Here is a 26835-nt window from a genome sequence, read left to right as displayed (position 1 = left end):
ATGTGGCGCGCTATTATCTGGATTCATGTCCATTCCTGAACTCGAAAAGAATCTAGCTGATGCCCGGACGCGGCTCGCTGAAGTGTTACATCCGTCCTTGAGCGTGCCTGCTTCGATGGCTGCTTTTGAAGCAGTTTCGGCTGCTCAACGCGCATTGGCCGCGGAAAAGAAGGAAGAGTATGCGGACTGTCTCGATATCGGATTCATGCCAGAAGCAGCCGTGTCGGAGCCCGTTCTACTTCAAACCGACTACGCAGCGATTCTGTCTTTCAGTGCGGTGCGTGAGAAGGCGGATGGAACGTATGAAGATGTCGGCTACGGTGTTCTAGAGTTTGATTCATGTTCGCTCACTAAGTTCGGTTACCCGAACGACGAAGCGCTTGCGGGTCATCCGCTCTATGAGCGGGGGCTTAGTTGTTACGGGGTGTTCGAGGTCAAAAACTCCACATGGATCAGATTGATGACGGAGCAGAATCGCGTCGCATTTCCAGGCACGCCTGAATCAAACGAGCGCCATTTTATCGTCACTTTTCATGAAAGCACTTTCGAGTGCATCGCCAGAGGTGTTCATGCATCACTTAGTTCGAAGCCGTATGCCGAGTTATTCGACGAGATCCGAATGAGGGTTTTTAAGCAGGCGCGTTAGGGACAACGCGCCCTACCTCGAAAAATGTGCCTCGATGGAGTGCAACCTTGGAGGCACGCACCAGAGGTGCGGTCCTACGAGGACGGGCCGATGAGACGCGGCTTTATTTTTGTGCGTTGATCGTTCAACTCGTGCGATGAAGCTTTCGATTCGTGCCCCTTGGTTTGGCGTTTGGGTTTTGGCGTTTGCGATTTCTGCGGGTGGAGCCCGCGGTGAGGTGAAGGTGGCGGCGGTGTTTTCGGATCATGCTGTGTTTCAGCGCGACCGGGCGGTGCCGGTTTGGGGGACGGCGGATGTTGGTGAGAGGGTTGAAGTTGTTTTTGGGGCGCAGCGGAAAGAGGTGGTGGCGGATGCGGCGGGGAAGTGGCGGGTGTCGCTCGATGCGTTGGCGGCGAATGCGACAGGGACGGAGTTGATTGTGCGGGGGACGAATGTGGTGACGTTGCGGGATGTTTTGGTCGGCGACGTATGGTTGTGCTCGGGGCAGTCGAATATGGAGCGGCAGGTGGGCGAGAGGAAGGGGCAGAAGCCGTTGCCGGATGCGGAGGCGGAGATCGCGGCGGCGAACTTACCGCAGATGCGGTTGTTCAAGGTGAAGAAGCAAAAGCTGTCGGTCCCGGGGAAGGATGTGGAGGCGGCGTGGGCGGTGTGTTCGCCGGAGACGTTGTTGAGTTCGGAGTTTTCGGCGGTGGGGTATTTTTTTGGGAAGAAAATTCATCAGGAAGTTGGCGTGCCGGTGGGGTTGATCGATTCGACGTGGGGCGGGACGCGGATTGAGCCGTGGACGCCGCCGGAGGCTTTTGCGCGGATGCCGTCGCTCGCGGCGTTTGCGGTGGCGGCGCAGACGCCGGACGTGAAGGCGGACAATAGCACGCCGAGCAATTTGTACTATGGGATGATCCAGCCACTGGCGCCGTATGCGCTGCACGGGTTTCTTTGGTATCAGGGGGAGAGTAATCTGATGGATACGCACGATCGGGCGACGTACGGGGATAAGATGGAGGCGCTCATCACGGGTTGGCGCGCGGCGTTTGGCGCGGAGGAGGCGCCTTTTTATTATGTGCAGATCGCGCCGCATTTTTATCACGTGATCCGGCGGCGGGTGCATGTGTCGCCGACGATCCTGCCGGAGTTTTGGGAGGCGCAGACGGAGGCGTTGCGGGTGAAGAACACCGCGATGGTGGGCACGGTGGATCTCGTGGACGACCTCTTCGACATCCATCCGCGCGACAAGAAGAGCGTGGGCGAGCGGCTGGCGCGCGTGGCGCTCAAGCGGACTTATGGGAAGAGCGACCTTGTTGATTCGGGGCCGGTGATGGCAGGCTGGCGTGTGCGCGACGGGAAGGTCGTGGTGACGTTTGGCGATGTGGCGGGCGGTTTGAAGAGCAGCGATGGGAAGGCGCTGACGTGGTTCGAAGTCGCGGGGGCGGACGGGCGGTTTTTCGCGGCGGAGGCGACGATCGAAGGCGCGGACAAGGTGATCGTATCGAGTCCGTATGTGAAGCAGCCGGTGGTGGTGCGATTCGCGTGGGATGAGGCGGCGCAGCCGAATTTGAAGAATGCGGAGGGGTTGCCGGCGTGGGCGTTTCGGACGGATTCGGGCGGGGCGACGGTGCGCGGGGTGATGGAGGTTAAGAAGTGAAGATGGCAAAGGCGCGGAGGGTTCGGAGAAGAGAATCTGGAACTCGGAAACTCTGGGAGAGGAGGCGTATGATCGGTGAGGGCCGGCGGGCCGCCGGCGCTCCCGGCGACGGCGCTGCGCAAGCGCAGGCCCTACGAGGAGGCGTGCCGAGCTAATGCTGCCGCTTTGGGATACGGAGAAGCATCGGCGGGCGCCGGTGGTGACGGGGCTGTTGATCGCGGCGAATGTGGGCGTATTTGGTTATCAACTGCTGCTGCTGGCGAAGGGCGGGCGCGGGGCGGAGGCGTGGTTGATGGAGCACGCGCTGGTGCCGGGGCGGTTGATGGATGGGCTCGCGACGCGGGAGCAGTGGCTGACCGTGCTGAGCTCGATGTTCATGCACGGGGGTGTCGCGCATGTGCTGGGGAATTGCTGGTTCCTGTGGATCTTCGGAGGGAACGTCGAAGACCGGATGGGGCCGTTTAAGTTTTTGATTTTCTATCTCGTCGCGGGTGTGGCGGCGGCGGGGGCGCAGGTGGTGTCGCATCCGTTTTCCGCGGTGCCGATGATCGGAGCGAGCGGGGCGATCTCGGGTGTGCTGGGCGCGTATTTCGTGCTGTTGCCGAGGGCGTGGGTGGTGACGCTGGTGCCGTGGATCGTGCCGATCGTGCCGTTGCCCGCGTTTGTGTTTTTATTCGTGTGGTTCGCGTTTCAGGCGGTGAGCGGCGTGGGCGCGTTGATGGATGGAACGGCGAGTGTCGGCGGGGTGGCGTGGTGGGCGCACGCGGGAGGATTTGTCGCGGGCGTGGTGATGACGTTGTTTGCGCGAAAGCGGAAGTGGGTGGGGCGGGGGGCGCGGAAGTGAACGTTGAGAGATGAGGGTTGAGAGGCGGAGGGCGGACGGCGGAAAAGAGAACGCGCGGACATGGACGACACGGAGGTCGTCCCTCCAGGGGAGTCCCGGAGCGGGGTGGGGGGCACCCCGCCTACAATGGGATGCGGTGCGCGCTCAGTGAGCGGCGGACTTGGCTTCGAGTTCGCCGGGCTTCAGGAGCGGGGCGAAGAGGGCTTTGTTGGCACCCTTCATGTAGGCTTCGTAAGGTTCGACGGAATTGTCCTTCACGCGGGCCATGAGGCTTTGGTCCATCGAGGTCATGCCGTCGGCCGCGCCGCTTTCGATGATCTGGCGGATATTGGCGATCTGGCCGCTGCGGATCGTATTGGGCAGAGCTTCGTGCGGGAGGAGGATTTCGTGGACGGCGACGCGGCCTTTGGGGACGCGTTTGCAGAGGAGCTGGGAGACGACGCCGGCGAGGCAGCCGGAGAGCATGGTGCGGACTTGATTCTGCTCCTCGGCGGGAAAGGCGTTGATGATACGATCGATGGTTTTCGGGGCGTTGTTGGTGTGGAGCGTGCCGAAGACGAGCATGCCCATCGAGGCGCAGCCGAGGGCGAGCTTGATGGTTTCGAGTTCGCGCATTTCGCCGAGGAGGACGATGTCGGGGTCGTGGCGCATGGCGCCTTTGAGCGCGTCGGCGAAGGAGGCGGTGTGATCGCCGACTTCGCGGTGAACGATGACGGACTTTTTATTTTGGTGAACGAACTCGATGGGGTCCTCGATGGTGATGATGTGGCGGGCGAGGTTGGTATTTATGTAGTCGATCATCGCGGCGAGCGTGGTGCTTTTGCCGGAGCCGGTGGGGCCGGTGACGACGACGAGGCCTTCTTGAAGGTGGCAGAGTTTTTTGAGGACCTCGGGGAGCTTGAGGTCGTCGAAGGAGAGGATCTTCGAGGGAATCTGGCGGAGGACGGCGCCCTGGCCCCAGTGGTTGTAGAGGAAGTTGGCGCGGAAGCGGGCGAGGCCGGGGATTTCGTGGGCGAGGTCGAGGTCTTTGCGTTCGAGGAACTCGGTCCACTTGCGCGGCGGGCAGATTTCCTGGAGGAGCGTTTCCATCTGCGTGGCGGAGATGGCGGTGGACTCGAGGGGAGTGAGGGAGCCGGAGATGCGGGCCTTGGGCGGAAGACCTACGGTGAGGTGGAGGTCGGAGCCGCCGCGTTCGAGCATGGTGCGGAGGAGGGAGTCGATGGCTGGCATTTCGGGGAAGCGTGATGGGTGAAGAGGCAAGAGTGGAAATTCGAAGAGGACTGGAGGACGGAATTTTACCGCGGAGACGCGGAGGGCGCGGAGAGGGGCATGTGGAACTCAGGAAGGCTGTAAGGGGAAGAAGCAGGGGGGAGACGGAGTAGGAGTGGGGCGGGGTCTTTGTCTTACTCTTTCTTCTTACTCTTAATCTTTCGTCAGTCCTTCGGTCTTCCGATCCGGAGAAAGAGTAAGATTCGGGGCGCGCGGTCAGGTGAGTTTGGCGCGGAGGACGCGGTTGGTGATATTGGCTTTGGCGGTGTCGGTGGAGATTTTCTTTTGTTGCCAGAGTTCGAATACGACGGATTCCATGAGGCACATGCCGTCTTTTAGGCCGGTTTCCATGGTGTTGCGGAGGCCCTGGATTTTGCCGTCGCGGATGAGGGAGGAGATGGCGGTGTTACCGACGAGGAGTTCGCAAGCGAGGACGAGGCCGCCTTTGCGGCCGGGGAGAAGGCGCTGGCAGATGATGCCGCGGAGACTTTCGGCGACGCTGGCGCGGATCTGGGATTGCTGGGCGGCGGGGAAAACGTCGAGGAGGCGGTTGAGCGTGGTGGCGGCGTCGCTCGTGTGCATGGTGCCGATGACCAAGTGGCCGGTCTCGGCGGCGGTGATGGCCATCTCGATGGTTTCGAGATCGCGGAGTTCGCCGATGACGATGACGTCGGGGTCTTCACGGAGGGCGCCTTTGAGGGCGGAGGCGAAGGACTTGGTGTGGGGGCCGACCTCGCGCTGGGTGACGTTGCAGCCGCGCGGTGGCTGGACGACCTCAATGGGATCTTCGACGGTGATGATGTGGTCCTGGCGCTGCTCGTTGAGCTCGGCGACGAGGGCGGCGAGGGTGGTGGTTTTCCCGGCGCCGACAGGGCCCGTGACGAGGATGAGGCCGTTGTGGTAGCTGAGGAGTTTGCGGACGGTGTCGATGTTGCGCAGGCCGAGATCGTCGAGCTTGGGGATTTTGGCGGGGACCATGCGGTAGGCACCGGCGGCGCCGGCTTTGTGAATCATGAGATTCACGCGGTAGCGGTTGGTAGCATCTAGGGCCAAGGCGTAATCGAAGTCGCGGCGCTCGGTGAAGATCTGGCGTTGGTGGGGCGCGAGGAGGACGGTGTTGAGACGGAGAGCGTCTTCCTGCGGTAGCGGCGCCGAGGACAGAGGGACAATCTCGCGGTGTTTGCGGATGAAGGGCGGGGCGCCGGCGGTGAGGTGGAGATCGCTCGCGCCATAGGCGGCAGACTCGCGGAGGAGTTTGCCGACGCGCTCGGCGAGGGCGGTGTTGTCGAGGGCGGAGACGGCGGCGAAGTCGAAGGCGGGCGGGGGCGACGTCGGCATCGGCGGAGTCGATACGCCGGAAAGGGGAATCGCGGGTGTGGTGGCGGAGGAGTTGCGGATCTGTCCGTCGGCGGAGGGAGGCGGGCCGGACTGGCCGCGGGTGTGGGCGTCGGCGGCGAGGCGTTCGAGCTGGTCGAGGTCTTCGACGATGGCGTCGTCGATGAGTTTTTGCGCGAAGTCCATGAGCTGGGGATCGGCGCCGAGAGTTTCGAGCGCGACCATGGACTGGCTGCGGGTGGCGAGGCCTTGTTCGGCGAGGAGACGGACGAGCCAGCGGATTTCGTTAGTCATGGGGAACGCGGGATAAGCGCGCAGCGTGTGAAGCGAGAGGGCTGGTGCCAAGCGCGGTGTGAGCGAGGAGCGAAAGTTGCCGAAGTTTTGACGAGGCGCGGGCGGGCGATGCGGAGGATGTTTTGCGCGCGCAGGGTGGAGCGCGCGGATGGGTTGAGCGAACGAAGCGAGTGCGATGAGAAGACGTGAGGAGGTGGATTCTCCTCTGAGCGCGGCAACATCAGAGGTTGCAAAGACGGGTGTTTGGAGAAATCTCGGCGCACACTCTTATATGCTGCGAAAGCTTTTCGCCAAACTGCGCACGTCGCTCGGCTCAAAACCTGCCCCTGAAAAAGGCAAACCCGCCCAGCCCTCTGCGCATCCCACCACTCGCCGCGCTCAAGATCAGCGCGGGCCGAAGTCTCACAAATCTCAATCGACCGAAGGCCAGGGCAGAGGTCAGCAGCCGCGCTCTGAAAAAGGTCGCGGGCCCTCGCAGGATGCGCGTCCGGCGAAGCCGGCGCATGGCCAAGGGCACGGGCAGGCGAAGGATCACTCGTCAGGGCCGAGGCCGTCGCGTGGACAAGGACAAGGCCAGGGACAGGGGCGCGGTCGTGATGTACACGCGAAGCCGCAGCAACGAGCCGAACAGCGGCACGAGCCGGCGTTAACGCCGCAGCGCGCGCCGTTGCCGCCGGCGGATGTGCCGAAGATGGACACGGCTTTCTCGAAGCTCGGTCTCGACGACACGATCGCGTTCGCGGTGCAGAAGATGGGTTACAACGATCCGACGCCGATCCAGGCGCAGGCCATTCCCGTGGTGCTGGCGGGTGGCGATGTGATCGGCTCGGCGCAAACGGGCACGGGAAAGACGGCGGCGTTTGCGCTGCCGATCATCCAGCGGCTCGGTGGTCACGGTAAGCTGCGCTGTCTCGTGCTGGAGCCGACGCGCGAACTCGCGCTGCAAGTCGAGGAAGCTTTCAACAAGTATATCCTCTTCACCGATCTTCGCACGACTGTCGTGTATGGTGGCGTCGGTTACGGGAAGCAGCGCGACGATCTTTCGCGGGGCATCGACATCCTGGCGGCGACGCCGGGGCGTCTGCTCGATCTGATGGAGCAGGGCGATTGCTCGCTCGCCGATGTCGAGATCCTCGTCCTGGACGAAGTGGACCGCATGCTGGACATGGGTTTCCTTCCCGACGTGAAGCGCATCGTGCAGCAATGCCCGAAGGCGAGACAGACGTTATTCTTCACGGCCACGCTGCCGCCAGAGATCGCGTCGCTGGCGGGCTGGGCGCTGACGAATCCGGTAGAGATCAAGATCGGCCAGCGGCGTTCGCCGGCGGAGACGATCTCGCATGCGTTCTACCCGGTGGTGGCGTCGCAGAAGTTCGATCTGCTGGAAGAGCTGATGAAGCGCACGGAGTACAAGAGCGTGATCGTCTTCAGCCGCACGAAATTTGGCGCGGACCGCATCGCGCGCCGCCTTCAGCAGGCGGGGCATAGCGTCGGCGTCATCCATGCCGACCGTAATCAACGTGAGCGCACGGAGGCGCTGGCTGGATTCAAGGCAGGCACCTTCGAGGTGCTGGTCGCGACGGACATCGCTGCACGCGGCCTGGATATTGCGGGCGTGTCCCACGTGATCAACTACGACGTGCCGGAGAACCCGGAAGACTACGTGCATCGTATCGGCCGCACGGGTCGCGCGCAGACGACGGGCGATGCGTTCACGCTGGTTACAGAGGAGGATGTGCGCGATGCGCGCTCGATCGAGCGCTTCATCAACGCGACGATCGAGCGCAAGAAGCTCGATGGTTTCAGCTACATCTACTCGGCGCTTTTCGACGAAACTGCGCAGCCCGCGGCCGCTCCAAAACCCGCGAGCCGACTTCATCGCGGCGCGCGTCGCTGATCGCGCGTCTTCAGAAAACGCAACTCTCTGAAAGATAAATGTTGTCCGCGACGCATTCGCGTTACACAAAATTTCCCTGAAAAAAACTCCGTCGCATTTTGCGGAGTCGTACATCACCCCTAAACAAACATATGGCCACCAAATCCAAAAAAGCAGTCGTCAAAAAAGCAGCGAAAAAGCCAGCCGCCAAAAAGGCTGTCAAAAAAGCAGCGAAGAAGAAGTAATCAGTATTTCGATACTGGTAAACTCAAACGGCGCACCTTTCGAGGTGCGCCGTTTTCTTTTGTGGAAAAGGCCCGCGCTCCAGAGGGAGACGGGCCTTTTTCAAGAGGAGGATCACTCCTCGGAGTTGACGGCTTTGAAGGCCAGCGCGGCGGCGGCTCCGCCGAGGAGATCGGCCACGACGTAGATACCGAGCTGCTTGATGGATTCGAGGCCCATGACGAAGACGCCGAGGCCGACGGCGGGGTTGAATGCTCCGCCGGATACGCCGCCAACGGCGACGGCACCGGTGAGAACGGTGAAGCCGATGGCGAGGCCGTAGAAGGAATTGCCGGCGGTGCCTTTGGCGGTGGCGGTGTTGAGGACGACCCAGGCGAGGGCGAAGGTGAAGAGGAATTCGACGATCAGAGACTCGATGGATCCGTGCAGCGCGGGGGCGGGTGGTTTACCGGCGAAGAGGAAGGTGACGAGGAGAGCGGCGATGGTGCCGGCGATGAACTGGGCAATCCAGTAGGGGAGCACGTCTTTGGCGGCGCATTTGCCACGGAGCCAGACGGCGAGGGTGACGGCGGGGTTGAAGTGGCCGCCGGAGATGTGGCCGCCGGCGAAGATCATCACCATGAGGGAGGCGCCGATGGCGAGCGGGGCGAGTGGCGCGCCGCTGCGGACGGACATGCCGACGGTGAAGACGAGGAAGAAGGTGCCGATGAATTCGACGAGGTACTTTTTCATGGGAGACGGGACGGGATGGGCAGGGTTGTGGTGTGTGTGTTGGTACAGCGCGTGGCCGTGGGCCCCGCCTGTGTGGGGATGCGAACGGAGAGCGTGGGGCGAGACGAACAAAAAACCGGGCGCGCGTGAAGCGCGCGCCAATGACCAATGACCAATGACCAATGACCAATGACCAATGACCAATGACCAATGACAGATGAGGCAGGTCGCGGTTAGCAGGAGGGAGGGCGGGGTCCAGCCATCGGGTTAGGGATAGTCCGCCCTAACTTGGAAAGAGGTGGGCGGTTTTAGGAATAAAGCGGGCGCGACGTGAAGGCTCGACGCGAGGTCGAGCCCTACGTGGGGAAGCGGGCGGTGGGAGCAAGGCGCACGGGGTGCGCGTGCTAGCTTGGATCAAGGGCTTGCTGCGCGCTTACGGTCAGGGGTGGGCGGCGGCGGCGTTGTTTTCGAGTTTCACGACGGAGCCGAGTTCAGCGCGGATGCGGAGGACTTCTTGATTCACGCGTTCGGTGGGAACACCGACGTCGGCGAGGAGGCCTTCGGCGAGGCCGGCGGCGGCCTCGGCTTCGTCGAAGCAAATAACGGATACACCGGCGTCCTTGAGGGAGTCGCGTTCGGCGAGGTAGCGGGCGCGGGTGAGGATGCGGATGTGCGGGTTCAGTTCGCGGGCGGTGGCGATGACGCCCTGGCGCACGATGGCGTCGGGGATGGTGAGGACGAGGTAGCGGGCGGTTTTGATGGCGGCCTCTTTGAGGATGTCGGGGCGGGTGGCGTCGCCGAAGAGGGCGCTGTGGCCCTGGGCGCGGAGCTCGGCGACGGTGTCGATGTTGGTCTCGATGATCATGGGCTCGATGTCGAATTCGCGCAGGAGGCGGCTGACGGTTTCGCCGACGGGGCCGTGGCCGACAACGATGGCCTGGATGCCTTCTTTCTTTTCAGCGGGGAGGGATGAATTGATGGCGGCGCCTTTGACTTCGCTGCGTTTGGTGAGCCAGTTCATCCAGCTGCCGTGGCGTTCGATCCAGGGTTCGAGAGCCATGAGGCCGCGGAAGAAGACGGGGTTGATGCTGATGGAGATGATGGCGCCAGCGACGAGGACGGCGCTGGATTCGCCGGGGAGGAGGCCCTGGGCTTTGGCGACGTCGGCGAGGATGAAGGAGAATTCGCCGATCTGGGCGAGGCCGCCAGCGACCATGAGGCCGGTGCGCACGGTGTGTCGGCAGAGGAGGACGATGAGAAACGCGGTGAGCGGTTTCACGATGAGGATGACGGCGGTGACGCCTGCGACGAGCCAGGGTTGGTCGATGACGACGCGGAAATCGAACAACATGCCGACGGAGACGAAGAAGAGGACGGCGAAGGCGTCGCGCATGGGGAGCGCCTCGGCGGCGGCCTGGTGGGAGAATTTGGACTGGCCGACCATCATGCCGGCGAGGAAAGCGCCGAGGGCCATGGAGGCGTCGAAGGCTTTGTAGGCGGCGGTGGCGACGGCGATCGACATGACGAGGATCGAGAGCGTGAAGAGTTCGCGCGAGCGGAGGGCGGCGACGCGGTGGAGAAGCCAGGGGACGAATTTCGCGCCGGCGATGGCGACGAGTGCGACGAGGATGGCGAGTTTGAGGACGGCCCAGCCGGCGGATTGGAGAATGTGCAAAAATCCGCCCGCGTTTTCCACGCCTTCTTTAATAGCGAAGGCGGGCAACAGGACGAGGACGAGGACGGTGATGAGGTCTTCGACGATGAGCCAGCCGACGGCAACGTGGCCGGAGGTGGTTTCGAGAACGTTGTTATCCATGAGTACTCGGAGAAGCACGACAGTGGAGGCGACGGCGGTGGCGATGCCGAGGACGAGACCGGCGGACCAGGACCAACCGCAGGCCATGGCAATGACCATGGAGACGACGGTGGCGGCGATGCTCTGGCCGAGCGCACCGGGAATGGCGATGGAGCGGACGGCGAGCAGATCTTTGAGGTGAAAGTGGAGACCGACGCCGAACATCAGCAGGATGACGCCGATCTCGGCGAGCTGCGGGGCGAGGTGCGCGTCGCCGACGAAGCCGGGGGTGTGCGGGCCGGCGGCGATGCCGGCGATGAGGTAGCCGACGATGGGGGAGAGGCCGCAGCGCTTCGCTATCAGACCAAAGAACAATGCGGCGGTGAACCCGAAGGCGATGGTGGTGATGAGCGAGATGTCGTGCGGCATGATGAGTGTGACCGTGCGACGTGAGGTGGATGCGTCGAGCCCTCATAGCAGAAATGCGGAATTTTTTTTCACCTGATGGGTGCAGGTGTGTTGCTCACGGGGATTTTTGAATCGCGAAGACGCCAAGCCGCAAAGGATGGAGCAAAGAAAATAACGACTGCGATGAATCTGCCGTGAGCGAACGGGCACGGCGAAAATCAAATGCCCGGGTGTCCGGTTGATCCGGTTTTCGCGCTTGCCGGTGACCGGAGCGCCGGACATCAAAGCGCACAGATGAATCGCACCGCACAGGTCAAAGCCGCAGCCGTCGTCGCTCTTAAAGCGACGGTCGCACGCGCATGGCATGCGACGGCTTGGCGATGGTGACGCGCTCTCAATAAAGACTGCGTCCGGCGAAGATAAAACAATCCGCCGCACGAGACCCGCCAAGCCCGACTCCAACCTGAGTCGGGTTTTTTATTTTCCGAATTTCTCCTCCGAAGCACCGCCACGCGCCAGCGACCCAGGCGCAAATTATGAAATGAATACCACGCTCAATTCGCTAGAAACGATCACCTCACTCGAACGCCCGCCATCATACGCGCAGACAAGAGTCAGTCCTGTGACTGCAACTTCGTCTGCGTCGTCACTGGAACTGCGCTCAGTTTCCTTCTTTGGCCGCACGCTCGCGGAGTACGCGCAGTTTTTCGCGCTGGATATTGCGGCGCTCAAAGGAAAGTCGGTGCTCGATGTGGCGGCGGGGCCGTCGTCGTTCACGGCGGAGGCGTGCAAGCGCGGCGTCGATGCGGTGGCGGTTGATCCACTTTATGGATGCAGGCCGGACGCGCTGGCGGCTCATGTGGCGATAGACTACCGCGCGATGTTCGCGCAGATGCGGACGAAGCCTGGGTTGTTTCGGCTGGGGAAGGCTTTTGCGTCGATTGACGAAGCGGAGGAGAGCCGGCGTGCGGCGGCGGCGCGGTTCCTCGCGGACTATGAGGCGCAGTTTGTCCATAACCGCTATGTCGGCACGGCGCTGCCGCAGCTGCCGTTTCTAGATCGCGCGTTCGACGTGGTGCTGTGCGCGCACTTCCTGTTTCTCTACGCGAAGCAGTTCGACTTGTCGTTTCATGTCGAGGCGTGTCGCGAGCTGGTTCGGGTGAGCCGGGATGAGGTGAAGATACATCCGGTTCTCGGGCTGGGCGGAAAACGTTATGCGCAGTTGAAGGAGCTGCGGGCGGCACTCGCGGCGGATAGGATCGTGAGCGAGATCGTTCGCGTGGATTATGAGTTCTTCGCGGGGGCGGATGAGATGCTGGTGCTCAAGCGCGCGGCTGGATGATCACGTCTTTTTAATCGCGAAGACGCGAAGGCGCTAAGGTCGGAGCGAAGGTTCGGAATCGGAAATGAATTAACCGCGGAGGCGCGGAGGACGCGGAGCCAGAGTTTCAGAGTTCGATCTGGGCTCTGTGAACTCTGTGTCTCTGTGGTTCTAAATAAAAAAGCCCAGCGTGGCGGCTGGGCTTGAAAGTGAGTTGGGACTCTTTGCGTCCGAACTTCGCGGCTTGGCGTCTTTGCGATTCGACTGGGCGTGAATGTGCGGTGAGGGCACCGCACCTCCATCGGAAACGCGCCGGGACGGCGCGTTCCACCTCGGAGGTTTATGCGCGTTCCATCTCTTCGAGTTTGGCGGTGGCTTTTTCCCAGGCTTCGGTCGCGTGGGTGATCTGATCGACGATCGTGCTGAGCTCTTTGTTGAGGTGATGGAATTTGCCTTTGTCGGCGTAGGTCTCGGGAGCTTCGAGCGCGGAGGTGATCTCGGACTGCTTGGCTTCGAGTTCGGAGACTTTCTTTTCCAAGACGCCGACTTCTTCGCGGAATTTGCGGAGTTCGCTGGGGCTTGGTTTGCGCACGCCAGAGGAAGCGGGTGCGGCGGGTTTGGCTTTGACGGCTTCGACTTGTTTGGGGCGGCCGTCGGTGAAGCCGGCAGTGAGCGCGGCGCGGGCGTCGGTCGCTTTGGATTTTTCGAGGAAGTACTCGTAGTTACCCGCGTACGGCGTGAGGCGGCCGCTGCTGACGTGGAGGACGGACTCGGCGAGGGACTTGATGAAGTGAACGTCGTGGCTGATGAAGATCAGCGTGCCTTCGTAGTTTTTCAGCGCGCTGACGAGGGAGTCGATCGACTGGATGTCCAGGTGGGTCGTCGGCTCGTCCATGAGGAGGAGATTCGGCGGCTTCACGAGGATGCGGGCGAGAGCGAGGCGGGATTTTTCGCCACCGGAGAGGACAGAGACGGGTTTCTTGACGTCGTCTTTGCGGAAGAGAAACGCGCCGAGAATCGCACGGGCTTGCTGCTCGGTGAGTTGATTCTCGACGGTGCGGAGCGACATGACGTTGTCGAAGACGGTCGCCTCGGCATCGAGGTTATCGAGGCGGTTTTGGGCAAAGTAGCCGGAGATGACGTTGCTGCCGAGTTCGCGCACGCCGCCCTGAGTGGGAATGGCGTCGGCGAGGATTTTGAGGAGCGTGGATTTGCCCGCGCCGTTGGGTCCGATGAGGACGATGCGCTGGCCGCGTTCGGCGGTGAAGTTGAGGTCGTTATAGACGACGTGATTGCCGTAGGCCTGCTTGATGTTTTTGAGCTCGATGACTTTCAGACCGGAGCGCGGGGGCTGCGGGAACTTGAAGTTCATTTTGCGCAGCTCTTCGGTCGGTTCTTCGACGGCGACTTCCTTGAGGCGCTCGATTTGTTTCTCCTTCGATTTCGCGCGCGATGCCATCGAGGCTTTGGCGCCGAAGCGATCGACGAAGACCTGGAGGTGGGCGATCTCGCGCTGCTGGTTTTTGAAGGCGGCGGCCTGCTGGGCTTTGCGGGCTTCTTTCTCGACGAGGAAGTTGTCGTAGTTGCCGTGGTAGTAATGGAGCGTGCCGGCGCGGAGCTCCAACATGCCGGTGCAGAGGGCGTTCAGGAAGGCGCGATCGTGCGAGATGACGACGAGGCCGCCGGGATAGCGTGTGAGATAATCCTGAAACCAGAGGAGCGCCTGGAGATCGAGATGGTTGGTTGGTTCGTCGAGGAGGAGGAGGGCGGGTTCGGCGACGAGGAGGCGGGCGAGGTGGGCGCGCATGACCCAGCCGCCGGAGAAAGTTTTCGCGAGTTTGTCGGCGTCGTCGGTTTTGAAGCCGAGGCCGTCGAGGATTTTGCGGGCGCGGGGTTCGAGCGTGTAGTCGATGTCGTAGTCGTCATCGGTGGGCTCGAGTTTTTTGCCGCTGGTGGCGATGTGGAGGATGGTCTCGTCGCCGGCGGGGGCGCTTTCCTGCGGGAGGTAGCCGAAGTCGGCGCCGCGCTCCCACTCGATGGTGCCGGTGTCGGGCTTTTCTTCGCCGAGGATCAGGCCGAAGAGCGTGGATTTGCCGGCGCCGTTGGGACCGATGAGGCCGAGGCGGTCGGTGCGGGCGATGAAGAGGGAGACATCCGAGAAGAGTTCGCGGGTGCCATAGGACTTGGAGACGTCGGCGATCGTGAGCATGACAAAGGGTCAACAAAGCCTGCGGGCGCGGTGAGGGTCAAGGGCGGGGAATGGTCATGAACGCGGACGGGACGGAACGGAGAGGGAAACCGCTCAAGTACGAGAGGATGGAGAAACGGAATTTTTTAACCACGGATGGGCACTGATGAGCACAGATAGGGAGAGGCGGAGGAGGCGAGCAGGCGGGGCTAAAACTGGCTGAGCGCGATCACGCCGGCGACGGCGAGGAGGGCGCCGAGGATTGAGCGAGGCGTGGGGCGTTCGCCTTCGAGCCAGTAGCTGAAGGGGATGATCACGAGAGGCGTGCAGGCGACGATGGGGAGGACGATGCCGCTGGCGGTCGTTGCGAGCGCCCATTGGTAGCAGCTCACGCCGAGGATCGGGCCGCTGAAGGCGTTGAAGGGGATCCACGCGTAGGAGCGCCAGGTGCGTGGTGGAGCGTCGGAGCGCGTGCGAGCACGCTGGCCTACGGCGGTGACGGCGGGCGTGCGGGAAGTGAGGAGGTGTTGGAGGAGGAACCAGGCGGCGGTGATGACGAAGCCGGCGAGGATGCGCTGGTAGGCGGCGGTGATGCCGAGGGCGATGCCGCCGGTGGGCTCGCCTGCGAGCGCGGCGGCGAGGTTGGCTTTGCGGCTCATCACGGCACCGAGGCCCTGGCCGGCGGCGGAGAGGAGGCCGAAGGTGAGGCCGAGGGCGGTGATCGTGGGGACGATGCGCGACGGGGAAGAGGGAGCAGAGGAGGGCGGGAGGTTTTTGTTTTTGGTGAGATCGGTCTTTTTCGGCGCGAGTGCGAGGGCGACGCCGGCGAGGATGATGAGGCCGGCGAGGAGCTGCGCGGGCGTGAGGGCGACATCGAGCCAGAGCCACTCGGCGAGGGCGGCGATGGGGGCGGCGAGGCATTGCGTCATGAGCAGGCTGAGGCGCGAGCCAAGTCGCGGGAGTGCGCCGTAGAGGGCGAGGTCGCCGAGGCCCATGCCGATGACGCCGCTGAGGAGGAACCACGTGAGGCCGGCGCCGTGCAGGCCGTTGCCGAGGGTGTGCGCGAAGGAGCCGAGCACGAGGACGGCGAGGGTGAGGCGGCCGAGGTTGGCGCGCATGGGGCCGAGCGCGGCTATGCTGCGGTTGGCGAAGATGACCGAGAGCGAGAAGAGGAGGGTGGTGAGGAAGGCGCCGGTCATGGGAACGATGCGAAATGGAGATGCGAGCGGGCGAAGATCGGAGTTTTCGGAGCGCGTGCGAGCACGCTGGCCTAGGTGACGTTGCCAAGACGGCGAAGGTTTTTTGCTGACCTAAGCGTGTGGGGCGGCTCAGTTGGGCGCTTCTTATTTTTCTATGAAAGCTAAACGCGCCAAGCAGCGTCCCGAAGACATCAACGCGAAACTCGCCGCCAAAAAAGGGCCGGTCTCGCAGTTCATCGCACATAACTATCGTCACTTTAATGCGGCGGCGCTCCTCGACTCTGCGAAGGGTTACGAGGCGCATCTGAAGGCGGGCGGCAAGATGCTCGTCACGCTCGCGGGCGCGATGTCCACGGCAGAGCTCGGGCTCACGCTCGCCGAGATGATCCGTCAGGATAAGATCCACGCGATCGTCTGCACGGGCGCGAATCTCGAAGAGGATATTTTCAATCTTGTGGCGCACGATTACTACGAGCGCGTGCCGAACTACCGCGATCTCACGGCGGACGACGAACAGAAGCTGCTCGACCGCCACATGAACCGCGTGACCGACACCTGCATTCCCGAAGGCGAAGCGATGCGTCGCATCGAAGCGGCGGTGGCGGAGGAGTGGCTGGCGGCGGACAAGGCCGGGCAGCGTTTTTTCCCGCACGAGTTCATGTACAAGATTCTGCGATCTGGAAAAATTAAGAAGTACTACCAGATCGATCCGAAGAATTCCTGGATGCTGGCGGCGGCGGAGAAGAATCTCCCGATCATCGTTCCCGGTTGGGAAGACGCGACGCTCGGCAATATGTTCGCGGGCCGCGTGATCACGGGCGAAATCAAGAACGTGCACACCGTGCGCACGGGCATCGAGTACATGACTTGGCTTGCCGAGTGGTACACGAAGACGGCGAAGCTCCTCAAGACGGGCGAAGGCTCGATCGGCTTCTTCCAAATCGGCGGCGGTATCGCGGGCGATTTCCCGATCTGTGTGGTGCCGATGCTTCACCAAGATCTTGGTCGCACGAGCGTGCCGCTGTGGGGTTATTTCTCGCAGATCAGCGACTCGACCACGAGCTACGGTTCGTACTCGGGCGCGGTGCCGAACGAGAAGATCACCTGGGGCAAGCTCGGCGCGAAGACGCCGAAATTCATCGTGGAGAGTGATGCGACGATCGTGGCGCCGTTGATCTTTTCGTGGATCTTGGGTCAGTGAGTTCGCGGCGAAGCGTAGAAGCGATAGGAACCGCTGGTTGTCGGCGGTTTTGTTGAATCGCGAAGACGCTAAGACGCGAAGGTGGGGCGAAGAGGTTTTTGGACTGATGAGCCGGACGAGTTTTTCGTCCGGCTTTTTTGTTTTTGGTTTCGAGCGCTTGAATGCGGAGGTGGGGTGGGCAAGCTGGCGCGCCATCCATGTCGCTTTCTTTTTCGGCTTCAGCTCTGCGTGTTAGTTGGTGTGTCGCGTCTGTGTGCGCACTGGCATTGCCGGTGGCGTTGCAGGCTTATCGACCGCCGGACCAGCGGACGGTTTATGATGGGTGGATTGCGGATGGGCAGGCGGCGCGGGCCCAGGAGGCGCGGATGAAGCAGTTGTGGGCAACGCCGCCGAAACAGGAGTGGACCGCGGGTGGACCGCAGGCGCGGCTTGAACGCGAATCACGCGAGGCGTGGGAGGCCGGTGAACGGCGGATGCGTGAACGACGCGAGGCGCGTGAGGCAGCGGAGCGGGCGCGTGAGGCGGAGCGGCGGGCGCTTGATCGACTTTATAGTGCAGCGGAGGCGGGCGATGCGGATGCGCTCATGACGCTCGGCAAACGCAATGAGGATAGTTTTTCGCGGTGGGGGATTCGTGAATACCAGCGCGTGCGGGGTCCGCTGCGTCGGGAGGCGTTGTGGCGGATCATCACGCTCATACGCGAGCACGGGGACGATGCGCGGGGCTTTGGTGAGTTTCGCTCGGTGGACAGTTTCTTGAAGGAGCTGGCCGATAGCGGGGATGCAAAGGCGGCGGGGGAGCTGGCGCAGTTTGAGTTGAAGTGGGAGGATTTTTATCTGGCGGGAAATTATTTCGCGCAGGCGGGGGCGATGGGCGATGTGGCGGCGCGCAAAGAGGCGATCCGGTTGGTCGCGGAGGATCGGACCGATGCGGTGACGGTGGCGCCGGAGGTATTTTATGGCTGGGCGCGGGAGTTTGCAGGCAAGGGCGAGGTGGCGTCGCAGTGGGTTTATGGGCGGGCGTTGGCGTTGGGCGGCGAGATCGAGAAGAAGCCGGAGGAAGCGGTAAGGTTGTTGCGCGGAGTGGCGGCGCTGGCTCCGGAGAAATTGAGTGAGGCGGAGCGCGGGATGCAGGTGAGGGCGGCGGTACTGGCGGGCACGATGTTGCTCGATGGTCGCGGGGTGGTGGCGGAGCCGGAGGCGGGTGTGGCGTTGTTGCAGGTGGCGGCGGCTGCGGGCGACGTGGACGCGATGGTGATGTTGGGGCGGAGTTGTCTGCTGGGGAAAGGCGTAGGCGCGAATACGGAGCAGGGGATTGGCTGGCTGGAAAAGGCGGCGGACAAGGACAGTGCGCAGGCGGCGGAGTTGCTGGCGTCTATTTATCTGCAGGATGACGCGGCGGAGTATGATGAGGCGCGTGGGCTGGAGTGGCTCGCGAAGGCGGCGAAGCGGACGCCGAAGGCGATGATCGCGTATGGGCGCGTGCTGGCGGCGGGCGTGTATGGCGTCGCGCGCGATCAGGAGGAGGCGCTGCAGTTTTTCTCGATGGCGATCCAGCGTTACCCGAACGATCCCGATGTGCTGGAGTTCATCGGGCAGTCGTATGTGGGCGGCGAGTACGGGTTGCGGGAGAAGCCGGTCGAGGGTGTGCGGATTTTGAAGCTGGCGTTTGAGCGCGGGAGCGTGGGCGCGGCGCAACGGCTGGCGTCGATTTATAACAACGGTGTCGCGGGTGTGGCGGTGGATGCGGCAGAGGCGAAGGCTTGGGGAGCGCGGGCGGCGGGGCTTTGAGTGAGCGCGACGCGAAGAAGGCGGGGCTCACGCGAAGGCGCTGAGGTGCAGAGACGCGAAGAAGATGTCGATCCTCAGACGGAGGGCGGAAGACGGAATTTTTTTAACCACTAAAGGGTTTCGGCCAAAGGCCGAAACTTGGGAGTGTGTCTTCGGCTGATCGCCTGCGACGGTCGGGCGGAGGGGCGCGCTAATCGCGCGCCGGGGATATGCCTGGCTGCCAGAGAAGCAGCCACCCGCTCTCACAATTTCTGCGAACAACACAAACAGCCCGATAATCTTTTCCTTCTGGTGTCCAAATCACTCTCATGCGTTCGCCAACTTGCAGACGCGTTTTGGGCACAGCTGAACCGGGATAGATAGATCCCTGCCTAGAGGCGTCATACTCGCTGGCCCAAAGCGGCGACTCTTCTGTGACAACGATCACTGGTCGGGTAAAAAACCATCCGGCTGCGGTAACAACTCCACCGGCGCTAAGGATGGCGATCTTCAAAAGGCGCTTCATCTTTGTTAGGCGAACAGAGTTGAGCAGTGTGAGGCGGTCAACGCGGGGAGGCGTCGAGGGTGGTTTCGCGTTGGTTGGCGCGGGTTTTGGGGAGGGCGGGGTTGGGAGTGCCTTGGAGTTTTTGCAGGCGGTCGAGTTGGGGAGCGTGGAGCGGGAGTTGGGTGAGGTTTTCCAGGGCGGCGTCGGCGTTGCCGATCCATTCGGAGTGGGTGAGGACGTTTTTGGCGAGGGCTTCGCTGCGGTCGTCACCGGCGGCGGCGAGGGCGATGGCGTGGAGTTGCTCGGTTTCGATGGCGTCGGCGGAGGTTTTGTCGCCCGCGGCTGCTTGCGTTTGCTGGAGGCCGGAGAAGGTGGCGGCGGCGTCGGTGTAGGCGCGGGCGTAGAGTTGGGCGACGCCGAGTTCGTAGCGGGCGTAGAGGTTGTCGGGCTCGAGGTGGAGGACCTGGCGGTAGTCGGCGAGGGCGGCGGTGTGGTTGCCGGATTTGAAGGCGGCGGTCGCGTGGGCGTAGAGGGCGCGGGTGGAGCGCGGGTCGCTGCGGGTGGCGCGGGCGTAGAGGCGGAGGGCGCGGGAATCGCGCTGGAGGATTTCGGGGCCGTGGTCGCGTTCGAGGTCGCCGCGCCAGAGGAGGAGGCCGGTGTCGTCGGGCGCGAGGGCGAGGGCGCGGTTGGCGGAGGCGAAGGCCTGCGTGAGCACGGCGTCGCGGGCGGAGAAGTTGATGCTGTCGGTGGTGCGTCTTTGGACGATGAGGGCTTCGGCGAGCGCGGCGTGGGCCTGGGGATCGTAGGCGTCGAGCTGGACGGCGAGGCGGGCGTCGCTGAGTGCGGCGGCGAGTTCGGAGGTGACGGCGGGTTTGCCTGCGGTGTAGGCGGCACCGGCGCGGGCGGCGTGAAGGCGGGCGCGGGCGATGTACGGGCGGCTCAGATACGGGCGTTCGTGGACGGCGAGGTTGGCACGGGCGAGGGCGAGGTCGTCGGGCGTGCCGGTGGTCGGTATGACGGGAGCGGGCGCGCGGAGTTCGGCGGCGATGGTCTTGAAGGCGGCGGCGCGTGGGTCGTTGATGCCGAACTCGGCGGCGGTCGCGAGGCGGGCTTCGTAGACGGCGGGGTTGGCCGGGTTGAGTTGGAGGATGCGATCGTAGAGGGCGCGGGCGGCGGCGAAGTCGGCGTTCTTCGCGAGGTCGTGCGCTTTGGCGAGGGCGGTGGGGAGGTTTTCGCCCTGGAGTTTTGAGGGGCTGGCGGTGCGCAGTTTGCGGCGGGCGGCGATGAGTTCTTTCTCGGCGGTGGCGATGTCGGCGAGTTCGGGGGCGAGCTGGCGGGCGGTTTTCAGGAAGTCGACGGCGGGCGTGAGTTCACCGGCGTCGGAGGATTCTTCGGCGAGGGCGATGCGGGCGCGGGTGCCGAGGACGAGGCCCTCGGCCGCGTTGTGCGGGCTCACGCCGGGATCGATGGCGGCGATGAGTTCGAGGGCGTCGGAGAATTTTTTGTCGGCGAATTCGAGACGGGCGAGGCGGAGGAGCGCAGGTGGGACGAGGTCGCCGCTGTAGCGGGCGTTGCGGTAGTCGTCTTTGGCGAGGTCGGTGAGGCCGGAGGATAAGAGGAGGTCGCCGCGCTCGAGGTAGAGCTGCGGTTCGACGGTGGAGGCGGGGGTGTTGTTTTGCGCGGTGAGGGTGGCGAGCTGGAGTTTTTTCGCGGCGGTGGCGGGGTCGTTTTTGGCGAGAGCGGTGGCGCTTTCGCGGAGGAGGGCGGTGACCTGGCGTTGAGCGTCGGCCGGGAAAATCTCGGGCAGGGCTTCGGCGCGGGTGCGGAGGGCGAGGAGAGGCTGGCTGGTGGGTGCGGATTCGAGGGCGATTTCGATATCCGCGAGGGCGAGGCGGCGGAGTTTGAGGGTGATGAAGTGGGCGGCGCGGAGCGGGCGGGCTTCGAGGTGGGCGGGGATTATTTCGAGGACGCGGGAAAGATCGGCGGTGGCGGCGGGGATGTCGCCGGAGGCGGCGAGGAGCTGGCTGCGGAGGAAGAAGGGTTCGGCGCTGTAGTCGCTAAGTTCGATGGCGCGGTTGAAATCGGCGAGGCCGCGGTCGGCGGTTTTGAGGAGGAGTTTGGCGGCGCCGCGGTTGGTGAGGGCTTCGGTGTCGTCGGGGGAGGCGGTGAGGAGTTGGTCGAAGAGCGCGAGGGCTGGCTGGGTCTGGCCGCGGGCGGCGGCGATTTGCGCGCGGAGCGTGATGGCGAAGGTGTCGGTAGGATCGAGGCGGGCGATGGCGGCGGCGGATTTTTCGGCGGCGTCGATCTGGCCTAGGTGGAGTTGGGCGGAGCCGAGGACGAAGTGGGCGAAGGGGATCGGCTCTTCTTTGACGGCGGCTTCGGCGAGCGAGAGGGCGGCGGGGTAGTCGTGGGCCTGGAGCGCGGCGTTCGCGTCTTGGGGCGATGCGTGGGCGACGGAGGCGAGCGCGAGGGTCAGGGAAAGTGCGCGTGCGGAGGCGCGAAGCAGCGGGGAAAAGGAGCGCATGGAGGGCGCGGTGTTTCTGGCGGAAGGGGGCGATGGGGCAAGGCCGGAGGGGGCCGCGCGGATACGGAGGACGGAGGGACGGATTTTTTAACCACTAATGAAAACCGCCAATGGGGCGGTTTTTCGAAGTGGGGCTTCGGCCAATGGCCTTCGCTGGAGGGCGGAGACGGCCAATGGCCGCAGTGGGGGACGGACGGGTTTAACTTTTTCTAGAGGTCGGTGTTTCGCACCGGGCCGTGGACGACACGGAGGTCGTCCCTCCAAAGGAGCGGGGAACGCGGGCGGGCGGAGGGACGCGGGACGTTATTGGAGCAAGAAGTTCACGGGCTGGAGCTGGGTGGGGAGATCCTTTTCGCCGAGGGAGTCGCGGAGATCGATCTCGATGGTGCGGGCCATGGCGTGGAGCGGGAGGTCGTTTTGCGTGAGGCCGAAGGGGTCTTCGAGTTCGTCGCCGAGGGCGTCGAGGCCGAAGAAGGCGTAGGCGAGCAGCGCGGTGATGAGCGGCGTGAACCAGCCGAAGGCGCCGACGACGGCGAACGGGAGGCAGACGCAGAAGAGCAGCGCGGTGCGGTGGAGGAGCAGCGTGTAGGCGAAGGGCAGCGGGGTGTTGAGGATGCGTTCGCAGGCGGTCTGGAGAAAGGAGAAGGACGTGAGGCGGGCTTCGATGGTCGGGAAAAGAAATTCGCTGAGGGTGCGGCGACGGACGCAGTCGGCGAGTTCGCGGGTGGAGGTTTCGAGGAGGGTGTTGTTGGGGTTGGGGCGGGTGGCGGTGGCGGCGAACTCGGTTTCGGAGATCCAAGGTTTTAATACGGCGGGGACGTTTTCGCCGCGGAGGCGGGCGCTGAGGACGTGGGCGAAACCGATGGCGCGGTAGAGCAGGCGCTGGCGGGTGGCGGCTTCCTCGGGCGGGAGGAGGGCGGCGGTTTCGCGGGCGAAGGAGCGCATCTCGAAGATGAGCTGGCCCCAGAGTTTGCGGGCTTCCCACCAGCGGTCGTAGCAGGCGTTGTTGCGGAAGCCGAGGAAGAGGGAGAGCGAGAGGCCGAGCAGCGTGAAGGGAGCGACGGGGACATCACCGAAGAGGCCGGGATGGAAGTGGTGCACGGCGGCGACGGCGGTCGCGAGGGCGGCAATCATCAGCAGGCGCGGCGCGATCGTGGGGAGGATCGAGCCTTGGAGGATGAAGAAGAGGCGGAGGGTGCTGGGCTTTGGACGGACGATCATGTCGGGATGCGATATGTTTGGAAAGAGTTGGGAACGCTCAACGCTTAACGTTTAACGCTGGACGCTCAATGGACGGAGCGTGTGAGCGATCGGAGCTGCCGGTTAGCTGGCGGCTTTATTTTGAATCGCGAAGACGCAAAGACGCGAAGGTGGCGCGAAGAGATTTTTAGACTGCGAAGCCGGATGAGTTTTCGCGTCCGGCTTTTTGTGGGTAACGGGCGGGCACGGTTTCTTTGCTCTGGTCTTTGCGGCCGTGGGGGTTTGCGTTTCTCGTCTTTTCCATGGCCAACGCGCTCGCTCACGAAAAATCGCCTTATCTGCTCCAGCACGCTGACAATCCGGTGAACTGGCTTCCGTGGGGTGAGGCGGCGTTTGCGAAGGCGCGGGCGGAGCAGAAGCCGGTGTTTTTGAGCATCGGTTACTCGACGTGCCATTGGTGTCATGTGATGGCGCATGAGTCGTTCGAGAACGCAGAGAGCGCGGCGCTGCTGAATGAGAGTTTCGTGTCGATCAAAGTGGATCGGGAGGAGCGGCCGGATGTGGATCGCGTGTACATGCACTACGTGCAGGCGATGACGGGGCATGGCGGGTGGCCGATGAGCGTGTGGCTGACGCCGGAGCTGAAACCGTTTTTTGGCGGGACTTATTTTCCGCCGGAGGATCGGCAGGGGCGCGCGGGTTTTCCGGCGGTGTTGCGGGCGATCGCGAAGGGCTGGCGGGATGAGCGCGAGAAGCTGGTGGCGGAGAGTGCGCGGGTAATCGAGCTGCTCAAGACGCGCGTGAGCGGAGAGGTAGAAGGTGCGGAGAAGAACGCGGCTGCGGATGCTGGTGCGGCGATAGATTTGACGGAGTCGGGTGGGGAAGCGTTCGAGAAGTGTTTCCAGTATTTTTTTGAGACGTTCGATGCGGAGAAAGGTGGATTTGGGGGCGCGCCGAAGTTTCCGCGGGCGTCGAATTTGAGTTTTCTTTTTCGCGTGGCGGCGATTCAGGGGCCGCAGTCAGAGGCGGGCGTGGCGGCGGTGAAGATGGCGACGACGACTCTGCGCAAAATGGCTGAAGGCGGGATTCGCGATCATGTGGGCGGCGGGTTTCACCGGTACTCGGTGGATGACGCGTGGTTCGTGCCGCATTTTGAGAAGATGCTCTACGATCAGGCGCAGATCGCGATCAACTACCTCGATGCGCGCGTGACGACGGGGCAGGAAATCCACGCGTGGGTGGCACGGGATATTTTTGAATACGTGAAGCGCGAGCTGACGAGTCCGCTGGGTGGATTTTATTCGGCAGAAGATGCAGATAGCGCGCCGAGCGGACACGCGGGTGGCGCGAAGGCGCATGGGGTGGAGGGCGCATTTTATGTTTGGACGAAGGAGGAGATCGACGCGGTGTGCGGGCCGGGATCGTTGCTCGTGTGTGCGCACTTTGGCGTGATCGGGAGCGGGAACGTGCCGGCGCAGTCAGATCCGCACGGGGATTTTGGCGGGAAGAATGTGTTGATGCAGCGGCAGGCGCTGGCGGCGACGGCGCAGTTGTGCGGGCTGGATGTGCAGACGGCGAGTGACCGGCTCGTGACGGCGCTCGGGCGGTTGCGCGATGCGAGAGCGGGGCGGGCGCGTCCGCATCTGGACGACAAGATCGTGACGGCGTGGAACGGGCTGATGATTTCGGCGCTGGCGAAGGGCGCGCAGGTGCTCGGGGAACGCGAGTACGCGGAGAGCGCGGTGAAGGCGGCGGAGTTTTTGCGGCGCGAGTTGTTCGATGCGGAGCGCGGCGTGTTGTACCGGAGTTTTCGAGACGGGCGCGGGACCACGGAAGGGTTTGCGGAGGATTATGCGTTTCTCGTGCAGGGGCTGATCGATCTTTACGAGGCGACCTTTGAGGTGCGCTGGTTGCAGTGGGCGGAGCAGTTGCAGGGGACGATGGACGCGCTGTTTTGGGATGAGGAGCGCGGCGGGTATTTCAACTCTGCGGCGGGCGATGCGAATCTCGTGCTGCGGTTGAAGGACGATTACGACGGCGCGGAGCCGACGGCGGGGTCGGTGGCGGCGATGAATTTGTTGCGGCTGGCGGTGGTCGCGAAGGATGGCGACGCAGTGCGGGCGCGCGGGGTGAGAGTGATCGAGTCGTTGCGCGGGCAGTGGACCCAGGCGCCTCATGCGTTGCCGCAGTTGTTGTGCGCGGTGGAGCTGGCGCTGGAGCCGGCGCGGCAGGTGGTCATTGCGGGTGATCCGAAGTCGGCGGAGTTTCGCGCGCTGTCGGCGGTGCTACACGAGCGCGCGGGGGCGCGGCGTTCGTTGCTGGCGGCTAATGGTGGAGAGGGGCAGCGGTGGCTGGCGGAGCGGGCGCCGTGGATGGCGGAGATGAAAGCGGAGGGACGCAAAGCGACCGCGTATGTTTGTGAGCACTTCACGTGTCGGCCGCCGGTGACGAGCGTAGCGGAGTTGCGGTCGGTGCTGGCGGCGGGGTGAGGGCGAGGAGCGGTGTGGCGATCGTGCGGTGGGCGATGATTATGCGCGGTGGGGGCACCGCGCCTCCATCGGAAAGACGGCGGGCGCAAAAAAGGCGCGTCGGGTAGGACGCGCCTTTGGGAGAAGAGAAGGGTTTTGGTGATGTGCCGGAAGTGGACGTCAGCCGTTTTGGGCGATGGGCATCGGGGCGGCGGTGTTCACGACGGGCGCGATCTCTGCGGTCGTGACGACGTGGCGGATGTTTTCGAGAATGGAGATGATCTCGGGGCGGCCGGCGGCGAAGAGGAGGGTGCGGATCTGATCGACGGTGAGGTGGTTGGAGGTGACGGCCTCGACGAGGAGCTGGGCGGCTTCGCGTTCGGTGGCGCGGTATTTGTCGATGCGATCACGCGCTTCGGAGGTGCTCTCTTCGTGCGTGAGGTTGATACCGCTGATCGATTCGAGCCAGAGAAGGGCGACGCTCTTCATCTCGGAGGAGCCGGAATCGTAGCCCATCTTGAGCATGAGCTCGGCGATGGTTTTGAATTTCACCGGACGTCCGCTTTCGACGTTGATCACGGTGTTGCGATGACAGGCGGATAGTTTGGCGAGACCGTCATGAGTGAGCGCTTTTGCCTCCCTCAATGTGCGAAAAAGCTGCGTGTAATTCATGCGTTGGCGCGGAGTAGTCGGAGGTGAAATGCAGTTGTCAATGCACCGGACCTGCCATGCTGAACTTTCTAAAAATTTAAGAGATTTTTTGCATATGATACCTGTATGAGATCAGGGAAAATACGACTGGTGGGAGCGGGTTTGCCGGTTGACAAGAAGCTGTCTCAACACGGAGCGTGTGCATCATGGAATCCGCCCGTTATTGCACAGCCCGTTTGGGGTTGGGCAGGTTGATAACCCGAGTGGTTGAGGCTCTGTAACATGGCGCACATTTTGATCATTGATGATGACCCGGGTGTGCGGGGTGTTTTGAAGGCGATGCTGGAGCGCGCCGGGTATGATGTGGCGGCGGGTGGCGGGGGCGTGGAGGGGTTGAAGCTGGCTCATGCGAGGCGGCCGGATCTGGTGCTGCTGGATATCGAGATGCCGGGGATGAATGGTTTCGATGTGTGCAGTCTGATAAAAACGGATACGGCGCTGGCGTCGGTACCGGTGGTGATCATGACGGGGCGGCCGATCGCGGGGGTGCCGGCGCGGGCGCAGGCGGTGGGGGCGGTGGATCTGCTGGCGAAGCCGTTTGAGCGGGACAGTTTGTTGAGGAAGGTCGGCGCGTATCTGGCGGGTGGGGTGGCGGGGCGGTGAGGGCGAGGGAGCAGGGAAAACTTGCCGTGGCGGAGGGGGTTGTCGCAGGGTTGCGGGCAGGTTCCTGGCTGTCCGCCGGGAGT

Annotated in this window: 18 protein-coding genes; 9 read left to right on the top strand and 9 right to left on the bottom strand. The window is 63.3% G+C overall.

Going from position 1 to position 26835, the window contains the following annotated elements; all coding sequences use genetic code 11:
• The first annotated feature begins 25 nt into the window (after nt 1–25).
• The 3 genes from CMV30_RS05670 (at nt 26) to CMV30_RS05660 (ending at nt 3132) form a co-directional block, all read left to right on the top strand.
• On the top strand, nt 26–646 hold the full coding sequence (locus tag CMV30_RS05670) for a hypothetical protein (RefSeq protein WP_138223151.1): 621 nt from the start codon (nt 26–28) through the stop codon (nt 644–646).
• 136 nt (nt 647–782) lie between these two features.
• On the top strand, nt 783–2288 hold the full coding sequence (locus CMV30_RS05665) for a sialate O-acetylesterase (protein WP_096055115.1): 1506 nt from the start codon (nt 783–785) through the stop codon (nt 2286–2288).
• Nucleotides 2289–2442: 154 nt separating this feature from the next.
• The gene (locus CMV30_RS05660) at nt 2443–3132 is read left to right on the top strand and encodes a rhomboid family intramembrane serine protease (protein WP_096055114.1); all 690 of its coding nucleotides are present in this window, start codon (nt 2443–2445) and stop codon (nt 3130–3132) included.
• 144 nt (nt 3133–3276) lie between these two features.
• On the opposite strand, the gene CMV30_RS05655 is transcribed toward CMV30_RS05660, so the two are convergent.
• Both CMV30_RS05655 and CMV30_RS05650 read right to left on the bottom strand, forming a co-directional pair.
• Complete coding sequence (locus tag CMV30_RS05655) at nt 3277–4362, bottom strand: type IV pilus twitching motility protein PilT (protein WP_096055113.1); 1086 nt, start codon at nt 4360–4362, stop codon at nt 3277–3279.
• A gap of 255 nt (nt 4363–4617) precedes the next feature.
• On the bottom strand, nt 4618–6030 hold the full coding sequence (locus tag CMV30_RS05650) for a type IV pilus twitching motility protein PilT (RefSeq protein WP_096055112.1): 1413 nt from the start codon (nt 6028–6030) through the stop codon (nt 4618–4620).
• A 271-nt stretch (nt 6031–6301) separates the two neighbouring features.
• Between CMV30_RS05650 and CMV30_RS05640 the strand changes: the two genes are divergently transcribed.
• Nucleotides 6302–7927, top strand: coding sequence for a DEAD/DEAH box helicase (locus CMV30_RS05640; RefSeq protein WP_245844410.1), 1626 nt, complete (start codon nt 6302–6304; stop codon nt 7925–7927).
• 336 nt (nt 7928–8263) lie between these two features.
• Here the strand turns inward: CMV30_RS05640 and CMV30_RS05635 are convergent, their stop codons facing one another.
• Complete coding sequence (locus CMV30_RS05635) at nt 8264–8881, bottom strand: MIP/aquaporin family protein (RefSeq protein ID WP_096055109.1); 618 nt, start codon at nt 8879–8881, stop codon at nt 8264–8266.
• A gap of 418 nt (nt 8882–9299) precedes the next feature.
• Complete coding sequence (locus tag CMV30_RS05625; RefSeq protein WP_096055107.1) at nt 9300–11084, bottom strand: cation:proton antiporter; 1785 nt, start codon at nt 11082–11084, stop codon at nt 9300–9302.
• Nucleotides 11085–11685: 601 nt separating this feature from the next.
• On the opposite strand from CMV30_RS05625, the gene CMV30_RS05620 reads away from it, so the two are divergent.
• Nucleotides 11686–12405 (top strand): class I SAM-dependent methyltransferase, encoded by a 720-nt coding sequence (locus tag CMV30_RS05620; RefSeq protein ID WP_217494467.1) that lies wholly within the window; start codon nt 11686–11688, stop codon nt 12403–12405.
• Between the two features lie 319 nt (nt 12406–12724).
• Here CMV30_RS05620 and CMV30_RS05615 read toward each other — a convergent pair whose 3' ends face one another.
• Nucleotides 12725–14593 (bottom strand): ABC-F family ATP-binding cassette domain-containing protein, encoded by a 1869-nt coding sequence (locus CMV30_RS05615; RefSeq protein WP_096055105.1) that lies wholly within the window; start codon nt 14591–14593, stop codon nt 12725–12727.
• 188 nt (nt 14594–14781) lie between these two features.
• Nucleotides 14782–15771 carry a DMT family transporter gene (locus tag CMV30_RS05610; RefSeq protein WP_096055104.1) on the bottom strand — a complete coding sequence of 330 codons (990 nt, stop codon included), beginning with the start codon at nt 15769–15771 and terminating at the stop codon, nt 14782–14784.
• Between the two features lie 154 nt (nt 15772–15925).
• Between CMV30_RS05610 and CMV30_RS05605 the strand changes: the two genes are divergently transcribed.
• Nucleotides 15926–16972: a deoxyhypusine synthase family protein gene (locus CMV30_RS05605; RefSeq protein WP_096055103.1), complete on the top strand. Its 1047-nt coding sequence runs from the start codon at nt 15926–15928 to the stop codon at nt 16970–16972.
• Nucleotides 16973–17169: 197 nt separating this feature from the next.
• A complete protein-coding gene (locus CMV30_RS05600) occupies nt 17170–18762 on the top strand; it encodes a tetratricopeptide repeat protein (protein ID WP_138223150.1) in 1593 nt (530 codons plus the stop codon).
• 542 nt (nt 18763–19304) lie between these two features.
• Here CMV30_RS05600 and CMV30_RS05595 read toward each other — a convergent pair.
• Together CMV30_RS05595 and CMV30_RS05590 are read right to left on the bottom strand one after the other, a co-directional pair.
• Nucleotides 19305–21770 (bottom strand): tetratricopeptide repeat protein, encoded by a 2466-nt coding sequence (locus CMV30_RS05595; protein WP_096055101.1) that lies wholly within the window; start codon nt 21768–21770, stop codon nt 19305–19307.
• Nucleotides 21771–22073: 303 nt separating this feature from the next.
• The gene (locus tag CMV30_RS05590) at nt 22074–22991 is read right to left on the bottom strand and encodes a bestrophin family protein (protein WP_096055100.1); all 918 of its coding nucleotides are present in this window, start codon (nt 22989–22991) and stop codon (nt 22074–22076) included.
• A 281-nt stretch (nt 22992–23272) separates the two neighbouring features.
• Between CMV30_RS05590 and CMV30_RS05585 the strand changes: the two genes are divergently transcribed.
• Nucleotides 23273–25459 carry a thioredoxin domain-containing protein gene (locus CMV30_RS05585; RefSeq protein WP_096055099.1) on the top strand — a complete coding sequence of 729 codons (2187 nt, stop codon included), beginning with the start codon at nt 23273–23275 and terminating at the stop codon, nt 25457–25459.
• A 159-nt stretch (nt 25460–25618) separates the two neighbouring features.
• On the opposite strand, the gene CMV30_RS05580 is transcribed toward CMV30_RS05585, so the two are convergent.
• The gene (locus tag CMV30_RS05580) at nt 25619–26110 is read right to left on the bottom strand and encodes a helix-turn-helix domain-containing protein (protein ID WP_096055098.1); all 492 of its coding nucleotides are present in this window, start codon (nt 26108–26110) and stop codon (nt 25619–25621) included.
• A 261-nt stretch (nt 26111–26371) separates the two neighbouring features.
• On the opposite strand from CMV30_RS05580, the gene CMV30_RS05575 reads away from it, so the two are divergent.
• Nucleotides 26372–26752, top strand: a complete 381-nt coding sequence (locus CMV30_RS05575; protein WP_096055097.1) for a response regulator — start codon at nt 26372–26374, stop codon at nt 26750–26752.
• The last annotated feature ends 83 nt before the right edge of the window (nt 26753–26835 follow it).

This window comes from Nibricoccus aquaticus (assembly GCF_002310495.1).
In the GTDB taxonomy this organism is placed as follows: domain Bacteria; phylum Verrucomicrobiota; class Verrucomicrobiia; order Opitutales; family Opitutaceae; genus Nibricoccus; species Nibricoccus aquaticus.
This window is presented reverse-complemented; position numbering and strand designations above follow the sequence as displayed.